The organism is Enteroscipio rubneri (assembly GCF_963929405.1).
Lineage (GTDB): Bacteria > Actinomycetota > Coriobacteriia > Coriobacteriales > Eggerthellaceae > Enteroscipio > Enteroscipio rubneri.
In genome coordinates this window covers 1269604-1285959 of the sequence record NZ_CAWVIN010000003.1, presented here as the reverse complement: position 1 = coordinate 1285959, position 16356 = coordinate 1269604, and the positions used below count along the sequence as shown (strand labels likewise).

General features: G+C 62.3%; 12 protein-coding genes. 5 read left to right on the top strand and 7 right to left on the bottom strand.

The window, feature by feature from the left end:
* Positions 1-92: 92 nt before the first annotated feature.
* Positions 93-1226 carry a hypothetical protein gene (locus ABGT83_RS12300; RefSeq protein WP_346687840.1) on the bottom strand — a complete coding sequence of 378 codons (1134 nt, stop codon included), beginning with the start codon at positions 1224-1226 and terminating at the stop codon, positions 93-95.
* A 23-nt stretch (positions 1227-1249) separates the two neighbouring features.
* The gene (locus tag ABGT83_RS12295) at positions 1250-2965 is read right to left on the bottom strand and encodes a hypothetical protein (RefSeq protein WP_346687839.1); all 1716 of its coding nucleotides are present in this window, start codon (positions 2963-2965) and stop codon (positions 1250-1252) included.
* Between the two features lie 438 nt (positions 2966-3403).
* Between ABGT83_RS12295 and ABGT83_RS12290 the strand changes: the two genes are divergently transcribed.
* The 3 genes from ABGT83_RS12290 (at position 3404) to ABGT83_RS12280 (ending at position 6757) form a co-directional block, all read left to right on the top strand.
* Positions 3404-5278: an FAD-dependent oxidoreductase gene (locus ABGT83_RS12290; RefSeq protein WP_346687837.1), complete on the top strand. Its 1875-nt coding sequence runs from the start codon at positions 3404-3406 to the stop codon at positions 5276-5278.
* 29 nt (positions 5279-5307) lie between these two features.
* Complete coding sequence (locus ABGT83_RS12285; protein WP_346687836.1) at positions 5308-6012, top strand: succinate dehydrogenase/fumarate reductase iron-sulfur subunit; 705 nt, start codon at positions 5308-5310, stop codon at positions 6010-6012.
* Between the two features lie 172 nt (positions 6013-6184).
* Complete coding sequence (locus tag ABGT83_RS12280) at positions 6185-6757, top strand: TetR/AcrR family transcriptional regulator (RefSeq protein ID WP_346687835.1); 573 nt, start codon at positions 6185-6187, stop codon at positions 6755-6757.
* Positions 6758-6780: 23 nt separating this feature from the next.
* Here the strand turns inward: ABGT83_RS12280 and ABGT83_RS12275 are convergent, their stop codons facing one another.
* Genes ABGT83_RS12275 through ABGT83_RS12265 form a run of 3 tightly spaced genes read right to left on the bottom strand, consistent with a single transcriptional unit; the run spans position 6781 to position 10597 of the window.
* Positions 6781-8127, bottom strand: coding sequence for a bifunctional folylpolyglutamate synthase/dihydrofolate synthase (locus tag ABGT83_RS12275; RefSeq protein ID WP_346687833.1), 1347 nt, complete (start codon positions 8125-8127; stop codon positions 6781-6783).
* 39 nt (positions 8128-8166) lie between these two features.
* Positions 8167-9699, bottom strand: a complete 1533-nt coding sequence (gene gltA, locus ABGT83_RS12270) for an NADPH-dependent glutamate synthase (protein ID WP_346687831.1) — start codon at positions 9697-9699, stop codon at positions 8167-8169.
* 1 nt (position 9700) lies between these two features.
* On the bottom strand, positions 9701-10597 hold the full coding sequence (locus tag ABGT83_RS12265; RefSeq protein ID WP_346687830.1) for a sulfide/dihydroorotate dehydrogenase-like FAD/NAD-binding protein: 897 nt from the start codon (positions 10595-10597) through the stop codon (positions 9701-9703).
* Between the two features lie 445 nt (positions 10598-11042).
* Between ABGT83_RS12265 and ABGT83_RS12260 the strand changes: the two genes are divergently transcribed.
* A complete protein-coding gene (locus ABGT83_RS12260) occupies positions 11043-11966 on the top strand; it encodes a LysR family transcriptional regulator (RefSeq protein WP_346687829.1) in 924 nt (307 codons plus the stop codon).
* Between the two features lie 128 nt (positions 11967-12094).
* Complete coding sequence (locus ABGT83_RS12255; protein WP_346687827.1) at positions 12095-13018, top strand: magnesium transporter CorA family protein; 924 nt, start codon at positions 12095-12097, stop codon at positions 13016-13018.
* Positions 13019-13154: 136 nt separating this feature from the next.
* On the opposite strand, the gene ABGT83_RS12250 is transcribed toward ABGT83_RS12255, so the two are convergent.
* Positions 13155-13838, bottom strand: coding sequence for a uracil-DNA glycosylase (locus tag ABGT83_RS12250; RefSeq protein ID WP_346687826.1), 684 nt, complete (start codon positions 13836-13838; stop codon positions 13155-13157).
* A gap of 12 nt (positions 13839-13850) precedes the next feature.
* Positions 13851-15248, bottom strand: a complete 1398-nt coding sequence (gene alr / locus ABGT83_RS12245; RefSeq protein WP_103263828.1) for an alanine racemase — start codon at positions 15246-15248, stop codon at positions 13851-13853.
* Positions 15249-16356 lie beyond the last annotated feature (1108 nt).

The window sequence follows — 16356 nt, the reverse complement described above, 5'->3', positions numbered from 1 at the left end:
CGCGCCGAACGTAGCAGATCGAAAAAGCGGACCCGCTTCGGCGGGTCCGCTTGCATCTTGAGGCAGTCGTTCCAGGCTAGCCGATTCCGCTGCTACGAGCGACGAGAACGTCGAACAGCCGCAGCGCCGACAGTGCAGGCGGCGATCAGGATCACGCCTGCGGCGGCAAGCGCGAACACTGCGGTCGGATCGCTCGTCGCGAGCAGAGACCCTGCGGAATCCTTCCCGCCTGTGGCAGACGCGTTCGCTCCATCGCCGAGCGGATCATCTGCGGAGTTTTGCCCACGAGATCCCGTCTGGCCGTCGACTCCGCCGGTTCCTCCCCCATCGAGCGAACCTCCTTGACCCTCGCCGCCGTTCGAGCCGTCGTCGCCGGAACCTCCACCGTTCCCACCCGGGTCGGTCGTACCGCCCGATCCTTCGACGGCGTACGCGAGCGAGTACGTGGAGAACGCGTCCGTCTCGATCGTGATTGTGGCAGGATCGTCGTCCTTGTCTTCAAGCACGGCTGTTTCCAACGTGCCATCGGGGTTTTCGTGAACACGAACGACTGCGTACTTCGTAGGCGTTTGAGCATCCGCCGCCTCGCCGGGCGTCGCAATGGTCAATCGCAGAGGCGTGGAAAGCGTCGAGAGCGGCGTTTCGACGCCATCGACTTGCTTCGCCAGCGAAATGTCCAAATGCTGAACGAAGGTATACGAAGCAAGGCGAGCGATCTCAGCCAACAGGGACTGCTCATCGGAGGAGAGATCATGTGGTGCGACCTTGAGAGCAAACGTCACCGAGGAACCCCCGTCAAGAGCCGCCTGATCCTCATCGGTCAGCAACGAAGACAGTGCGCCGTCCGGATCGGCCAGCGCGACTTCGGGCACCTCCCCCGCATCCGCCTCCGGGTCCACGACGATGCTGCCGCTTGCGCGGCTGAAAAGCCATTGAGCGCTCTGCTCACGTTGCTCGAAGCCGATCTCGCGATCATCAAGGGCAAACCAGTCTGCATGGGCGTCGGGAGCAGGGCAGGTGACAAGCGCATCGCCGACGGCGAAGTTCGACGCGCGTATCATGGTGGGAACGCCGTTCCCCTTCGGTTGGAATGCGGGCACCACGAGCTCATGCGAGAGCTCGATGCGATCAATGCACGCCAAGAGAGCCGTCAGGCCCGCCCCCTCCTGAAAGCTCGCCCCGACCTGTGCGGTAGGAGCGAACGGGTCGTCGTCGACGGCCGACACAGCACCCCACAGGTTTTCAAGATTCAACCCGGAAAGCTGGACGTCCCCGCATCCTGCACGAGCGACGAGCTGCCGTCTTCAACAGTCTCTCCGGCCGCGAACAGGCTCAGCAGTCCAGCAACGTCCTGATTCCCATCGTTGAACATATATGCTGCGATGTTCGACAAGCGCACGGAGAGCGACTTCACTGTCGCCGAAGCGCCGCCCGAGGCGTCGCCCCCACCGTACAGGTTGCCAGCCATGCTTCCGCCTTCGATGGCAAGCGATGCCGAACCCGTCACATCGGCATGCGATCCCGCACCAGATGCGCTGCCGCCAACGTAGACGGCTTGGGCAACCCAGCTGCCCAGCTGCTTCTCGACCGGGCCCACCGAATCGTGAATCGAGATCGCGACAGAGCCCACGTCGGCGCTGCCCGCATTCGAAGCGCTGCCGCCGCCGATGGTGTAGCCGTACAGATTCGAGCACCCGTCGATGGTCACGTTCGCCGCACCTGCCACGTTCGCCGAGCCGCCGTCGGCGGTTCCTCCGCCGTACAGCATCATCATCTCTCCACCCACCACCGTTGTGTCGACGGATGCGGCATCCGCCGTGGCTGCAGCTCCGTCGGCATAGCCTCCGCTGTACACCTCGCGCACATCGGGATCGGTCAATACGATCTCGATGGCGCCGAGCACGTCGGCATGGGCGGCGCCGGATCCCGAAGCGAAAGCCCATCCGCCGCCGCGCAGCACGTAAGTCGGACCGGATCCCTCCATCTGCACGCTACCCACCTGTGCGCTCGCCGAGTATGCAGAGCTCGTACGCGCATAGCCGCCACCATATACGGAGCTTCCCCCTTGATGATTGAAATTCTCGCACGAAATACGTACCGCGCCTGCGACGTTCGCCGAGGCGTCGCCCTTCGACGCTTCGGCAGAGCCTCCGCCATACACCTTGCTTTTCGTGCCGGTGCCAGCCAGATCGATGGAAACGCTCCCGCCGATATCGGCCGCACGCGAGCCGTCGGAGAAACCGCCCCCGTACACGGTGCCCGTCGATGCGTTTGCGACAGAGATGCGAGCATTGCCGGAAACGGCTCCGTTATACCCGCCGCCGAAAATGGATATATTCGATACCGCTTCGACTGAAATGCTCGTATTCCCGTCGATATCCACGCCGTTGCCGCCACCGTAGACCTTCGATCCTGAAGCAAGAGGGGTTTCGTCCAGCTTTACCGTACCCGCGCCATCGAAGATATATGCCTTCCCATCGGCATCCGGCTTTACGACGATCGGCACGCCGTTGGCGTATACCGTCGACCCCGAGCGTTCGATAGAGGCCGCAGACGAAAGCCCGTCGCCTTGCACGAGCGCGAGCACCGCCAAGATCCCCTCTTTGAGCGGTTTCTCGTCCGTAGGCTCCGCATCCTCGCCATCGGCTTCGCCCGCATCGCTCTCCGCCGAAGAAGAACCGCTCGGATCGGGCGCGAACTCCTCGTGCGGGGATTCTGCGTCCAGGTGCTCCTTCGGATCGACCGTCCCAGCAGCGCCTTCAGGCGCACCGTCGGACCCGCCATCCGCCGCAGGATCGTCCGCTTCCGCACGGCCCGTTTCCGCATTCGCGCTCGCGGCCCACAACGACGAAGCGGGATCAGGCTTCGCGCTCTGGGCGAATGCCGGGGCGGAGCCGATGCCGCCCGTTGCCCAAACCAGGACGAGAGCCGTCCCGACGGCGACCAGTTTTCCTGCCATGTTCATACCGCTATACCTTTCAACAACGCGTTGAAACGCGTGTGGTGTTATTCCATTTTCAGCATAGCGCACTTTGCAATGAATATTCGATCAAGGTATGAAGCAGCCGAATCGTCAAATTGCGGGACACGCGCCTCGAAGAAGAGCAAAGCGCGTGAGAAAACACCGCGCTCGATCCAGCGGCAACGCATACGGCAAAGCGCAGGATTTCCCGGACCCGGCAAGGGCGCTCGATCGGTCCTGTTCTTCCGTCGCCCTCTTCACCACGCGCTCATGCTCGATAAGGGCATGCCCTTGTACCCGTTTCGAGGACAAACGTCGGTATTGTCTCATGAACGAGAACGAATGCACCGGGCCGTCCTTTGCTCTGCGCCGCGCCGCCACGAAGAATGGTGTCGACGGCGCGCACCCGCGCGCACGGCTCATCGGAGGGGAAGGAGCATCATGGATAGCGAGCGAAGCACTACCCGCACGGAAGGAACCGGCATATCGCGGCGCGCGTTTTTGGGCGGGAGTGCCGTCGCCTTCGGCACGATCATGCTTTCGGGGGCGCTCGGCACGGCGACAGGCTGCTCGACTGGAAGCGGCGCGGCAGGCGGCAGCGGCTCTTCGGGCGCGGAAAACGCATCTGCAACGGCGGCTTTCGAGCTCTACGACACCGAAATCCTCATCATCGGCGGCGGGCTTGCCGGATCGCACGCCGCCCTGCAGGCGCACAAGCAGGGCAAAGATGTGGCCGTCGTGGAGAAGGGACCCTTCCACTTTGGCGGCGCCTGCGGCTACAACTGGTGCAACTGGGTGAACTTCATCCAAACCGACACGCCCTGGGACCAGTCCGAGGACTTCGTCTTGAACGAACTCACGAACAAAAAGATCGCGAAAGCCACGCACGAGGCGTTCACCGTCGAGGAACGCAACCTGCTTCTGCGCTACGCGCAGGAGGGCAACAACCTGTTCGTGCGCGATGAGGACGGGACGTTTGCGCCCGGCCTCGATATGCCGGGCTATCCATTGTTCGGAACGTTCAACGGCTTTCCGCGCTACTTCACGGATTCGGTAGAGCGCACCGGCGCGCGCATCTTTGACCACACTATGATCACCGATGTGATCATAGAGGATGGGGCGTGCATCGGAGCCGTCGGATTGCACATCCCCACCGGCGTCGTACGCGTGTTCCGCGCGAAGGCCACAATATCCTGCACGGGAGCAAGCTCGTGGATATACGGCTGGAACACCGTCGCACCCACATCCATCAACTCGCCCGACAATACCGGCGACGTCGATGCCGCAGCCTACCGGCGCGGCGCGGCGCTGCAGGACTCGGAGTTCTTCCAGTTCGACCTCATCAGCATGTACCCCATGGGTCTTGCTGCCACGTTCGTGGGCGGCATCGGAGCCGACAATCTGTGCTGCGAGTATATCTGCGACGCCAACGACACCTATTTCTTCCGCGGCATGGACTACTCCACGCTTGACCGCATCACATTCACCCGCACCATTGCGAAGGCCATCCACGACGGGGGCGGATCGCCGAACGGGGGTGTATACGTCGATTTCTCGAACCCGGAAGCCTTCGCGGCCATGGGCGAAGTGTACCGCCGCAACGTCGAGCTGTGGCGGGAGGTCTTCGGCATCGACGTAGCCTCGACCAAACTGGAATGCGCCCTTGAAGCCTACGAGCACGGCGGAAATCCCCGTGTCGATGAGAACCTCATGGTCGAGGGCATGCCGGGTTTATTCTGCTCGCGAGGCGGAGGCGTGTACGGTGCCCAGGGCGGCTCGTCGGTGAACGTCGCTTATCGCGACGGCTCCTACGCGATGATGAAAGCCATCGAGTACGCCGAAGGCGAGGGGGCGAAACGCCCCGCATCCTTCGCATTCGATGCCATCGAGGAGGAGATCAACCGCCTGCACGAGCTGAGACTGCGCCAAGGCGGCGGTAAACGCCCGCAGGAAGTCACACGCATGATCCAAAAGGCGGCCTATCAAGCCTGCCAGCCCACGCGTGAAAACGAAGCGATGCAGCAGGCGGTCGATGAGCTTGCGCGCATCCGTTCTGAGGAACTGCCGAACATGACGCTCGGCGACGCCACGCTCACGTACAACACCGACTGGAAGGCGGCCATCGAAGCGTGCAACCTTCTCGACATCGCCGAAGCCAGCTCGCGTGCCGCGCTCATGCGCGAGGAAAGCCGCGGGCACAGCTATCGGCCCGAGTACCCCGAGGAGAATCCCGGGGCATGGACCTGCAATATCGTCGCCCGCAACGTTGACGGCGCCATGCAGCTGGAAACCGTGCCCGTCGTCGAGCTTGACTAGTCCGACGGATCGAGGCGTAAGGAGACATCATGAAAGTCACAGTACAGAAGTTCAACCCCTCGGTCGACGCGGAGCCATCGTTCTCCGAATACGATATCGAGCATTGGGAGCACATGACCCTGCTGGAGGCGCTCGTCCTCATCAACGATACCATCGAGCCCATCGCGTTCGACTACAGCTGCCGCGGGCGCGTCTGTGGGCGCTGCGCCATGACACTGAACGGCACGCCCTGTTTAGCCTGCGTCACCCTTGTGGACGAAGGCGGGAAGAACGAGGTCGGTCCCTTGACCGGATTCCCCGTCGTGCGCGATCTTATCGTCGACAAGACGAGGATCACCGACAAGGTGAGTAGAATCCTTGCACGTCAACGCGCCTTCGATCTTACGCTCGACGAGGTTAAGGCTCCGGTCGATCCCGACCTTTACAAGAAGCTCGAACCGCTCGAATACTGCGCGCGCTGCGGCGTATGCATGGCCGCCAGCCCGGTCGTCCAAATGAAGGGGACGAAGTCCTTCATCGGGCCGACTGGCATGATCGCCATCGCCAACCGCTTCTACGATCCCTACGATCAGGGCGACCGCGTGGTCGAAGCCGTGCAGAACGGCCTCTGGACCTGCACCGAATGCGGCATCTGCGACGAGGTCTGCAAAGCGCTCGAAATCGATCACCTTGCCACCTGGAAGGACCTACGCGCCGCCGCCGAGGCGGCCGGCTTGAAACCCGTCGACGCCTAGCGTCGCCGCCTGTTCCCGATACCGTCCGAAAGCGGCTGCCTCGAGGCATCGAGCTCGGGCGCCCCGCGACTGCGTTCGCGGGGCGCCCTGCGCGGCGGCGCGTGCAGCATCGGCGCACGCGGGCTATACTACTGTAGGGGGGGTCCGCACGACGATGCGGAGGGAGGGGTTCATGGCACGGGAAGACTGGGAGCACAAGGGGCTTCTTGACAGCGAGGACGTGCAGATCAAACTGAGGATCATGCACGCGGTCGACCGCTCGCTCGACCATATCACCGTAGGCGAGCTCTGCGAGAGGGCCGGCATATCGCGACAGACGTTCTATCGGCATTTCGACAGCAAGTACAGCCTGCATTGGTGGTGGCCCATCCACGTCCACCAGTTCTACCTCATCGAAGTGGGCAGGACCATCGATTGGGAGACAGGCTATTTCCACCACATCCGGTTGCTCTCCCTGGAGAAAAAGTTCTTCGAGGCGGCCACCCAGTACACGCTCAACTCGCCTGCAGACCGTAACATCATGCCCCACTACCGCAAGCGCGTGCTCGTCGAGACGCTGCAGGACTACCGGAAGGCGGATATAGACGACGAGCTGATGTTCTGCATCGACACCTGGGTGAAGACGGAAACCGAGATCCTTACCGAATGGTACCGGCTCGGCACGGCACCGCCGCCGAAGGAGGCCGCTGCAAGGCTGGCCGTCGTCATTCCGCGTAGGCTCTACGATGCGCTCTCGATGGACTGATCGAATCGCCGAAGCGCCGCAGGTCAGTCTCGGTTCATAGCGGCGATCGCTCGCTTGGCTGCGCCGACGCTGTAAAGGCTCCCGAAAACGCACACGACACCGTCAGAACCGGCGAGTTCGCAGGCACGGCGCAGCGCGTCGTTCATATCCTGAGCGACCACAGGCTTCACGCACGCCGAACAACCGAGCAGATCCTGTCCGGCCCAGCGGATAGCCCTGGCCAAGCGATCGGCCGAAAGAGCGCGAGGGCTGTCGGGAGCTACCGCCACGAACGCGCTTCCGAGCGCGATCACGGCCTCCAGCATAGCCGGATAATCTTTGTCTTCGAGCACACCGATCACGAACACGGGTCTTGCGCCGGGAAACATGTCTTCCAACGACGAGGCCAATGCGTGCGCGCCTTGGGGGTTATGGCCGCCGTCAACGACGATCGTCGGTCGGTTGGGACCGCTATCGACCACTTCGAAGCGCCCGGGCCAGCGCGCCTGTGCGATCCCCGTGCGCAACGCCTCGTCGGAGATGCTCCATCCGCGCGTACGGAGCACCTCGATCGTCTCAATAGCAAGCGCGGCATTAGCCGGCTGATAGCCGCCCAACAAGTGCGTGCTCAAGTCGGCGAAGCGCTTGTAGGAGAACGGGCGGACGAGCGCGCCCTGCGTCGCGGCACCTGCAGGCCTGGCAGAGCCCACGCGAAGCTCCGAAAAGTCCGGCACCACAAGCGCATCGCCGCACGCTTCGGCGGCGCGCTCGATCACGGCCATCGCCTCGGGCTCCTGCGGCCATGAAACGACCGGAGCACCCGGCTTCACGATGCCCGCCTTCTCGGATGCAATGGCCGCAAGCGTGTTGCCCAGAAGCGCCGTATGGTCGCGCCCGATGCGCACGATAACCGACGCCTCCGGAGGCTCAATGACGTTCGTCGAGTCCAGCCGTCCACCCAACCCTACTTCAAGCACCACGATATCGCACGCCGCCTGCGCGAAGTGCACGAGCGCAACGGCCGTCATCAACTCGAATTCTGTAGGGTGATCGCCTGTCTCGGCCGCGAGCGCCTCGGCCTGCTCCTTGACGGCGCATGTCGCAGCGGTCAGCTCGTCGCGCGGAATATCGGCCCCGTCCACGCGGATGCGCTCTTCGAACCTTTCAATGAACGGGCTTGTGAACAAACCCGTCCGGTACCCCGCCATCTGCAGAACCGAGGCCAGGTAGGCGCAAACGGAACCCTTGCCGTTCGTGCCGGCAACGTGGACGAACCTCAGTCGATCCTGCGGCCGGTCAAGGCGCTCCAGCAGCACGCGGATGCGATCAAGCCCGAGGCGCGATTCCTGCCACCGGGGCTCATTGATATACGCAATCGGGTCGAACGACATGGGCGGCCTCCAAGCAGCGACGACGCGTCCCGACAGCCATTAAGCCGACGGGGCCAGATACTCGGCGATGCCCGCCGCTGCGCGCTTGCCGGCGCCCATGGCGAGAATAACCGTCGCCGCGCCGATCACGGCATCGCCCCCGGCGAATACGCCCGGTTTCGACGTGGCGCACGTACGTTCGTCGGCCACGATCAGGCTGCGCGTCGTCACGTCAAGCCCGGGCGTCGTGTTCGCGATGAGCGGATTCGTCTTCGATCCCGCAGCGATCACGAGCATGTCGATGTCGATGACGAACTCGCTGCCTTCAACAGGCTTGGGACGCCGCCGCCCGCTCGCATCCGGCTCGCCCAACTCCATACGCACGCACTCCACGCCCGACACCCATCCGTTCTCATCGCCAAGGATGCGCGTGGGATTCGTCAGCAGCTTGAACTCAATCCCCTCCTGCTCGGCATGGTGGATCTCCTCCGCACGGGCCGGCATCTCCTCGCGTCCGCGACGGTAGACCACGCACACGTCGGCGCCCAGACGCCTCGCCGTGCGTGCTGCGTCCATCGCCACGTTGCCGCCGCCCACCACGACGCACTTCTTTCCCGCGTACACGGGCGTATCATAGGCGGGGAACCGATAGGCTTTCATCAGGTTCACACGCGTGAGCAGCTCGCTCGCAACCGAAACGCCGTTCAGGCCCTCGCCCTCGATGTTCAGATAGCTGGGCAAGCCGGCGCCGGTGCCCACGAAGACAGCGTCGAATCCGCGCTCCTCCAAAAGCTCGTCTATATCGTAGAGTTTGCCTACGACGGAGTTCACCGCAAACGTGACGCCGAGATCCCCCAACTTGGACGTTTCGCGTGCCACAAGATCTTTCGGTAGGCGGAATTCGGGAATACCGTACGTCAATACGCCGCCCAGCTTGTGCAATGCCTCGAACATCGTGACGCTGCACCCGCGCTTGGCAAGCTCGCCTGCACACGTCAGCGACGCTGGGCCCGATCCCACCACCGCAACGCTCTTGCCGGAAAGATCGACGTCAGGAAAGACGGCGTTCGCATCGTCCATCGCCGCATCGTCGGATGAGGACGCGCCTGCATCCGTCTGAAGGCTTGCATCGGCAGCGCCAGCTGCCCGTTGCTCGCGCAGCTCTTCAATGGCAATGGCAGCTTCTTCGGGATGCTCGAACGCCCAATCTGACGTGAAACGCTCCAAGCGCCCGATGCCCACCGGTTCGCCCTGCTTGCCGCGCGTGCACCTTTTCTCGCACTGCGACTCTTGAGGGCATACGCGCCCGCAGATGGCCGGCAGCGAGTTCGCACTTTTCACGAGAGCGTAAGCGCGCGCAAAATTACCGAGCGCCACCTGCTCGATGAAACTGGGAATGGGAACGCCCACCGGGCAGCCTGCCATGCACGGCTTGCTGGGGCACTGGGTGCAGCGCCGCGCTTCGTTAACCGCCTCCTCGGCCGAGTAGCCGAGCGCGACCTCCTCGAACGTCTGCGCCCGCTCGACGGGGTCGAGTTCGGGCATGGGAGTCTTCTCCTTCTGTTTGTTCGGCTCGTAGCTCAAACGCGCCATGCTACGCCCCCTTCCGTTGCCCGGCGGCCACCTCAGACGCGGCCTTGCCGTCGCAGGCGCGACCTTCGTCGATCGGCGCACCTGTCGCTGCCGCACGCGCTTCGTCCTCGAAGCTCCGATACATCACGCCGCGACGCAGGGCATCGTCGAAATCGACCAGATGGCCATCGAAGTCCGGGCCGTCCACGCAGGCGTGCAGATACTCGTCGCCCACCTTCACGCGACAGCCGCCGCACATGCCCGTGCCGTCGATCATGAGCGGATTCATGCTCACGAGCGTTCTGATGCCGTAGGGCCGCGTCGTAGCAGCTACGAACTTCATCATGACGACAGGTCCCACAGCCAGCACGAGATCGTAGTCCGCGCCCTCGTCGATGCGCTGCTGGAGCGCCTGGGTCACCAGTCCCTTGTTCCCGTTGGAACCGTCGTCGGTCATGACGATCTGCCGTGCAGAGCATGCCGCAATCTCATCCTCAAGTATGGAAAGGCTCGCCGTGCGGAAACCGGTGATCACGTCGACTTCGCAGCCGTGGTCGTACAGCCATTTGGCCTGCGGATATGCAATAGCAGTGCCCAGACCGCCTCCGATGACGCACGCGCGGCGCACGCCTTCGAGCTCGGTCGGGTTGCCAAGCGGGCCCACGAAATCGTGCAGCACTTCTCCCGGCTTCATCTGCGCGAGGCGCTTCGTCGTTGCGCCCACCGCCTGGAAGACGATCGTGACGGTGCCGGCATCGGGATCGCAATCGTTCATGGTGAGCGGGATGCGCTCGCCCCGCTCGTCTATGCGCAGCATGATGAACTGGCCCGGCTTGATCTTCCGCGCGATTTCGGGGGCGCGGACCACCATGCGCGTGACTTCCGCGTTGAGTTGCTCTGCCCGTTCGATGGGATACACGTTGCCTCATCCCTTCTCGCTCATCGCTCATAATAAAAAACAGCACCTGAAAAACGGTGCCGCACTCGGTAGCAAGTGTCGCGCATTATACCAACCGAACCTCAGCCGAAGTGTTTCCAATGTGTTTCGGACGGCCAAGGGCTGCAAACCAAGGCAGTACGGGGCAAAATCTCATGCAAGCGGTCCCGCGCACGTCGCAAGCGGTCGAACATCCAGCGCAAACGGCGTTCGGCCTCAGCAAACCGTCCCGCCCAACAAGCATGCGCTCGTACGCCATCAGCACAGCAAGACAAACGCGACGGCAAGCCGCCCATCGGCCGGGCCGCATAAACCATGGCCGATCGACCCGAAACGATGACGGATCGGAGACCCATCCGCTTCAAAAGTAGGTTGAACTGCTTTGCCAGCTGCGACGATTCTACGACGTGAAGTACAATCCATACCCATGTTCAGCATCCAGCAGCTCACATATTTCGTCACCGTTTCGAAGCGAGGAAGCCTCTCGGCGGCAGCCAAGGAACTCGACGTCACTGTGCAGGCGGTCTCTCGCGGCCTCATCGAGTTCGAGCGGCAATTCCAGGAGGATCTCTTCGTGCGCCGATCGCACGGCGTCGAGCTCACCGCGTTCGGCTGCAAGCTGTACTACAAGGCGAAGGACGTGCTCGCTGGCGTTTCGGATCTCACGGCGTTTGCTTCCTCATCCGGCGACAAAGCGCAAGAGGAGCTCAGCCTCATGCTGTGCTCTCCGTCGTTCGCCACCAAGCATATCGTGAACAAGCACATCGTCTCGTTCGTTAAAAAATCGATCGACATCGAACCGCACGTGACCCTCGGCTCCCGCGACGCATGCATCAACGCGCTCTTCACGGGATCGATCGACGCGTTCATTACGCTTGGAACCACCGAGCTCCCGCTGCTCGATGTGCTACAGGTCGGCACCGTTTCCACCGGCGCCCTTCTGATGGAGTTCGCGGACCTCGCCAAGAAGAGCTCGGTGACCCTTGACGATTTTGCCGACAGACCTCTCTGCGTCTCTCCTCAATTCGACTTTTTCTTTCAAACGGTTCGCGACGAGCTGTCCGAACGCCATCCCGACGTCCGACTCGACATTTCCGAGCCCACGCTGCTCGATGTCTATCGGGTACTTGCGCGCGAGCGCGGCTGCTTCGTCGTGCCGGCCATTCCCGAATTCGGAGAGCTGTTCCCCGGCGCTGTCATCTGCCCGTTCGCGCCCGAAGACGCCGTCGACATTCCAATTTGCCTCGTGAGCAAGAAGGACGATAAGTCGCCCGCGTACGTGTCGCTGGAGCGCTCACTGGCGAAGATCATCCCGTCCATCAGGGGAATAGGCGACGAGCTGTTTCGATAGCCGGATGACGAAGCGCCAACGGATACCCGACAGATCCGCATCCGCGCAAACGCGCATGCTACCGTGATGCCGTCGGCTGCGCGCTCGCGCATGCCGCGTCCCCGCACCTCCGTCCGAAAGTGTGCGCCATGGCTCACAAGTATGTGCTCAAAGACCGCCTCGAAGCGGTTCCTGCCGACGCCCCCGTCGCGGAAGGAACGCCCGTAGCAGAAGTGTTGACGTCCAAAGAATTCGTGGACCTGAGCTTTGGCACCCAGGATATGCAGCAATCGCTCCGAAACCTTGCTACCGTGGAAAACACCTACCTCGACGTTTTCCCCAGCTTCCTGATCGGATCGTTTGCCGTGCCGAACAAGAACCATGTGTTGGGAAGCCCCCTCTGTTTCGCATTCTACCTTGACAAAACGAACCTCATCTTCCTCGACGAGGAAGGCACCTCCGCGCGACTGCTCGATGCGATAGCATCAGGCGGCGTCATGAAGGAGCCGACTGTCGCGCACTGCCTTTTCGAATTCATGAAGCTGCTGATCAAGAACGATCTATCATACCTGGCGCAGATCGAGGACCGCATGGAAGACGTGGAGGAGGCCATTCTCGACCATAACACGGACGCCGAGAGCAAGAGCATGCTCGTGTTCCGACGCAAGCTGCTGCGCATCGACACGTACTACCAGCAGCTGGTGGACATGGCAAGCGGCATCGCGGAAAACGAGAACAAGCTGCTCACCCATGAGGAAAGCCGCTTGTTCCTCGTGCTCGTGCGTCAGGCAGAGCGGCTTTTGAAGCGCTCGCAGACGCTCAAGGAGTACAGTCTGCAGCTGCGCGAACTCTACCAGACGCAGATCGACATCAGACAGAACGACACCATGCAGTTCTTCACCGTCATCACAACACTGTTTGCGCCGCTCACGCTTATCACCAGCTGGTTCGGCATGAACTTCGCGAACATGCCCGGTCTCGACTGGGAATGGGGCTATCCTGCCATCATCGTCGCATGCCTCGTTCTTGTGGCACTTGAACTGTTGTACTTCCGAAAGAAGAAATGGCTGTAAACGACACGGGAGCCTCGGCGAGATGGGACGGGGGGGACGGTTCTCTTGTCCGAACCCGAACCGATCGCACCCTGCTAACGAAAGAAATCGACCGATTTCTTTCGTTAGCGAGGCTCAGAATGCAGAAAGTAGCCTTCTACAGCAGCCGCGACTGCTCGGGCTCGGGGGGTTCGCTCGGGTTCGGCTGCTCGGCGGCTGCGGCAACCTGCTCGGCCTTCTCCACCGACGCGTCGAGCGCTGCCCGCGCACGCTCCGCATCGCTCGCGCGTAGAAGCTCGCCGAGCGTGGCGAAGTCGTTCTCCAGGGCCTCGCGCTTGCTGCCGTCGTAGAGCGCAGCAGCCGGATGGAAGATGGGGAACACCTTGAACTTGCCCGCTCGCTGCACCGTGCCGTGCAGGCGCGTGATGCCGATCTCCGTCTTCAAAATGAACTTCGTAGAGAAGTTGCCCAGCGTGACGATGAACTCGGGGTCGATGGTGCGCGTCTGCTCGCGCAGGTACGGGGTGCACAGCTCGATCTCCTCGGGGCGCGGATCGCGATTCCCCGGCGGGCGGCACTTGAGCACGTTCGCGATGAACACGTCCTCGCGGCGCAGACCCGCGATGGCCAGCAGCTCGTTCAGGTATTTGCCGGCAGCGCCCACGAAGGGCTCACCCTGCAAGTCCTCGTTCTTGCCCGGCGCCTCGCCCACGATGAGCACGCGCGCCTCGGGGTTGCCGACGCCGAACACGGTCTGCGTGCGCCCGTCGGCGAGCGGGCACGCACGGCAGGTCTCCACCTGCGCGCGAATATCCTCCAAGGGAATATGCGGCTTCGGCATGCAGGGCCTCCTTTACACGTACACTTTGGTCATTCGCAGGCCGAACCCGCAAGCCACTTCGTAGTTGATCGTGCCCAGGGTGTTGGCCATGTCATCGAGGGTAATCACGGAATCGCCCCCGCGACCCACGAGCAGCACCTCATCGCCGATCTGCGGATCAAGGCGCCGGCGGTTGCCATATACTCGCAGATCGACCTCGAACATGCATTGATCCATGCAGATGTTGCCCACCTGGCGGCAGCGCTGGCCCTGCATGATGACGTCGGTTCGCCCGGACAGCCCGCGTCGAAGCCCGTCGGCGTAGCCCACGGGAACGGTGCACACCTTCACGCTGCCGGGGCTGCGGTAGTTCATCCCGTAGCTCACGCCTTCGCTCATAGGCACCGTGCGCACGTCGGTGATACGAGCATGCACGCTCATGACAGGCTTGAGATCGATCATCGTACGAGTCGCCTGGGACGGATGCAGCCCGTACAAGCCTACGCCCAGTCGAACCATGTCGAAATGCACATCCGGATACCGGATGGCCGCCGCCGTGTTGGCCGCGTGCACGATGCCGGGATCCACGCCGGCTGCGCGCATGGCTGCAATCGCTTCGATGAAGCGCTTCGTCTGTATCTGGAAATCGAGCGTCTCGACCGAATCCGCCGTGGCGAAGTGGGTGAACGTGCCAACCAGATCAAGCGCGCGGTGGAAGCTCACCTGGCTCAGAAATTCGACGACCTCGTCGTGACGCACGCCGATGCGGTTCATGCCCGTATTCAAGGCCAGGTGATACGGCGCGCGCATCCCGTAGGCATCGGCCATCTCGCCGTAGCGGATGGCGAACTCGGGCGTGTAGACGCTCGGCATCACCTTGTACGCCAAAAGCAGCGGGATGGACGAGACGGGTGGCTCCGACAAGACGAGGACGGGCGCGTTCACCAAAGCTTCGCGCAGCTCGACAGCCTCGTCGACAGTAGCAACGCCCAGGTAATCCGCACCCGAGTTGAGAGCCGTCTTGGCGCAACGCACGGCGCCATGCCCATAGGCGTCGGCTTTGACGACGGCCATGAGGCGCACACCTGCGCCGACGCGCTGCTTGACAGCCTGTGCGTTGTGCCGCACCGCATTCAGGTCGATCTCGGTCCATGACCAGCGTCGATCGGTCGCGGGTATCATGCGCAACTTCTCAGGGTCGAACTGCATGCTCCCCGTGTCCGAACGCGCATGGTCGCGCGCATATTGAAACGCCCCCTGCGCGCCGCCTCCGAACGCGGCGGATGTCGCCTCGAAGGCGCTTTTGCCGGCCGCGGGCGGCTGTCCGCCCACATAGCGCGGCATGCCCATAGCCGAACTCGCGGGCACGAAGCCGTTGGGCTTGCGCCGCGAGAAGCCGGTAAATCCATTGGGAAGCTCTTCTGCCGTCATGTGCTTGTGCCTTTCGTATCCGAACGCGCTTCAGTATAGCACTCGGGGAAGCATGCGCAGATCCCACGTGCATCCGGTTTCGCACGCGCTCCGATGTCGCATGTCGTTTCGGTTTCGCATGCCGTTGTAGTTTCTCACGCGCTCCGGTTCCACGCTCGCTTATTTCGGTCTTTTTCATCTTCCGCTCCTCCTTGCGCCTCTCTGAGCTGCCTCGAATGGCCGCGCGCCCTGCACCGCCTTACATTGCCGCGCATTCATTTCGCGTGGCTCAGAAGATTCTCGAACCTGAAACGCATCGGGGCAATCCTGCGTGGTAGGGTGTTTCGCCCTACCACCCCCTATGTGAGGATGCACGGCACCTAAGTGAGGCTCTTAAAACCAACCTCGCACCGAACAAAGGGTATTCTTGCGTCTTGCAACCGACTAAAACTTGCCGCGCTGCATCTTACGATCTTGGTTCGGCAGCTGAAAAGCCAAATTCTGTCAAGAAAACGAGGTATGGGAGGCCCGAAGCCGGCTTTTGGGCTTCTTGCGAGGGGCGTACGATTTTTTCGGCTGCATTTGCGCAGGTCGCGCGATGGAGTTGCGGATCCGAAGGCTTGCTAGCCCTCCCATACCTCGTTTTTCTCGCAGAATTCGCGAATTTTGCTGCCGAACCAAGATCGATAGATAGGCCGAAGGATGTCCGAGCGCAATGACCGAGGGGCGGAACCTTAGGAAGACATCCGGTGCCATGTCAATGGTGGTTTAGCAGCGAACGCAATCCATTCGGCATGTTTTTGCGCTTGTGCGAGCTGCTTAATGCAGCTAGCTTGCGCTTCGGCACTTCCGGCAATGCGTGATAAAGCACGATGCGGGCAAGATACGCGGAATTGCAAGTTCCCCAAGGCGAACAGCTCGCACAGCTCGCAAATCTGGCGCAGTCGTATGAGCGCTGTCCGTTTGCTTCGGCCCTTCGTTTTCACCTGCCGAGTTTTCCCGACCCCTAGATGAGGCGCACTCTGAGGTCATACCTGCGAATCCGGCATTTGCGCCTAAGACAGCGTTTCCTATGAGGAACGTCCGACCATCACCCTGCACTCGACGAGTATGAGATGCGAGAGCTGCC

Excerpts from the sequence above, each read along its gene's own strand:
- ABGT83_RS12295 (WP_346687839.1), bottom strand. The coding sequence starts at position 2,965 with ATGAACATGGCAGGAAAACTGGTCGCCGTCGGGACGGCTCTCGTCCTG.
- ABGT83_RS12290 (WP_346687837.1), top strand. The coding sequence starts at position 3,404 with ATGGATAGCGAGCGAAGCACTACCCGCACGGAAGGAACCGGCATATCG.
- ABGT83_RS12285 (WP_346687836.1), top strand. The coding sequence starts at position 5,308 with ATGAAAGTCACAGTACAGAAGTTCAACCCCTCGGTCGACGCGGAGCCA.
- ABGT83_RS12280 (WP_346687835.1), top strand. The coding sequence starts at position 6,185 with ATGGCACGGGAAGACTGGGAGCACAAGGGGCTTCTTGACAGCGAGGAC.
- ABGT83_RS12275 (WP_346687833.1), bottom strand. The coding sequence starts at position 8,127 with ATGTCGTTCGACCCGATTGCGTATATCAATGAGCCCCGGTGGCAGGAA.
- gltA (WP_346687831.1), bottom strand. The coding sequence starts at position 9,699 with ATGGCGCGTTTGAGCTACGAGCCGAACAAACAGAAGGAGAAGACTCCC.
- ABGT83_RS12260 (WP_346687829.1), top strand. The coding sequence starts at position 11,043 with ATGTTCAGCATCCAGCAGCTCACATATTTCGTCACCGTTTCGAAGCGA.
- ABGT83_RS12255 (WP_346687827.1), top strand. The coding sequence starts at position 12,095 with ATGGCTCACAAGTATGTGCTCAAAGACCGCCTCGAAGCGGTTCCTGCC.
- ABGT83_RS12250 (WP_346687826.1), bottom strand. The coding sequence starts at position 13,838 with ATGCCGAAGCCGCATATTCCCTTGGAGGATATTCGCGCGCAGGTGGAG.
- alr (WP_103263828.1), bottom strand. The coding sequence starts at position 15,248 with ATGACGGCAGAAGAGCTTCCCAATGGATTTACCGGCTTCTCGCGGCGC.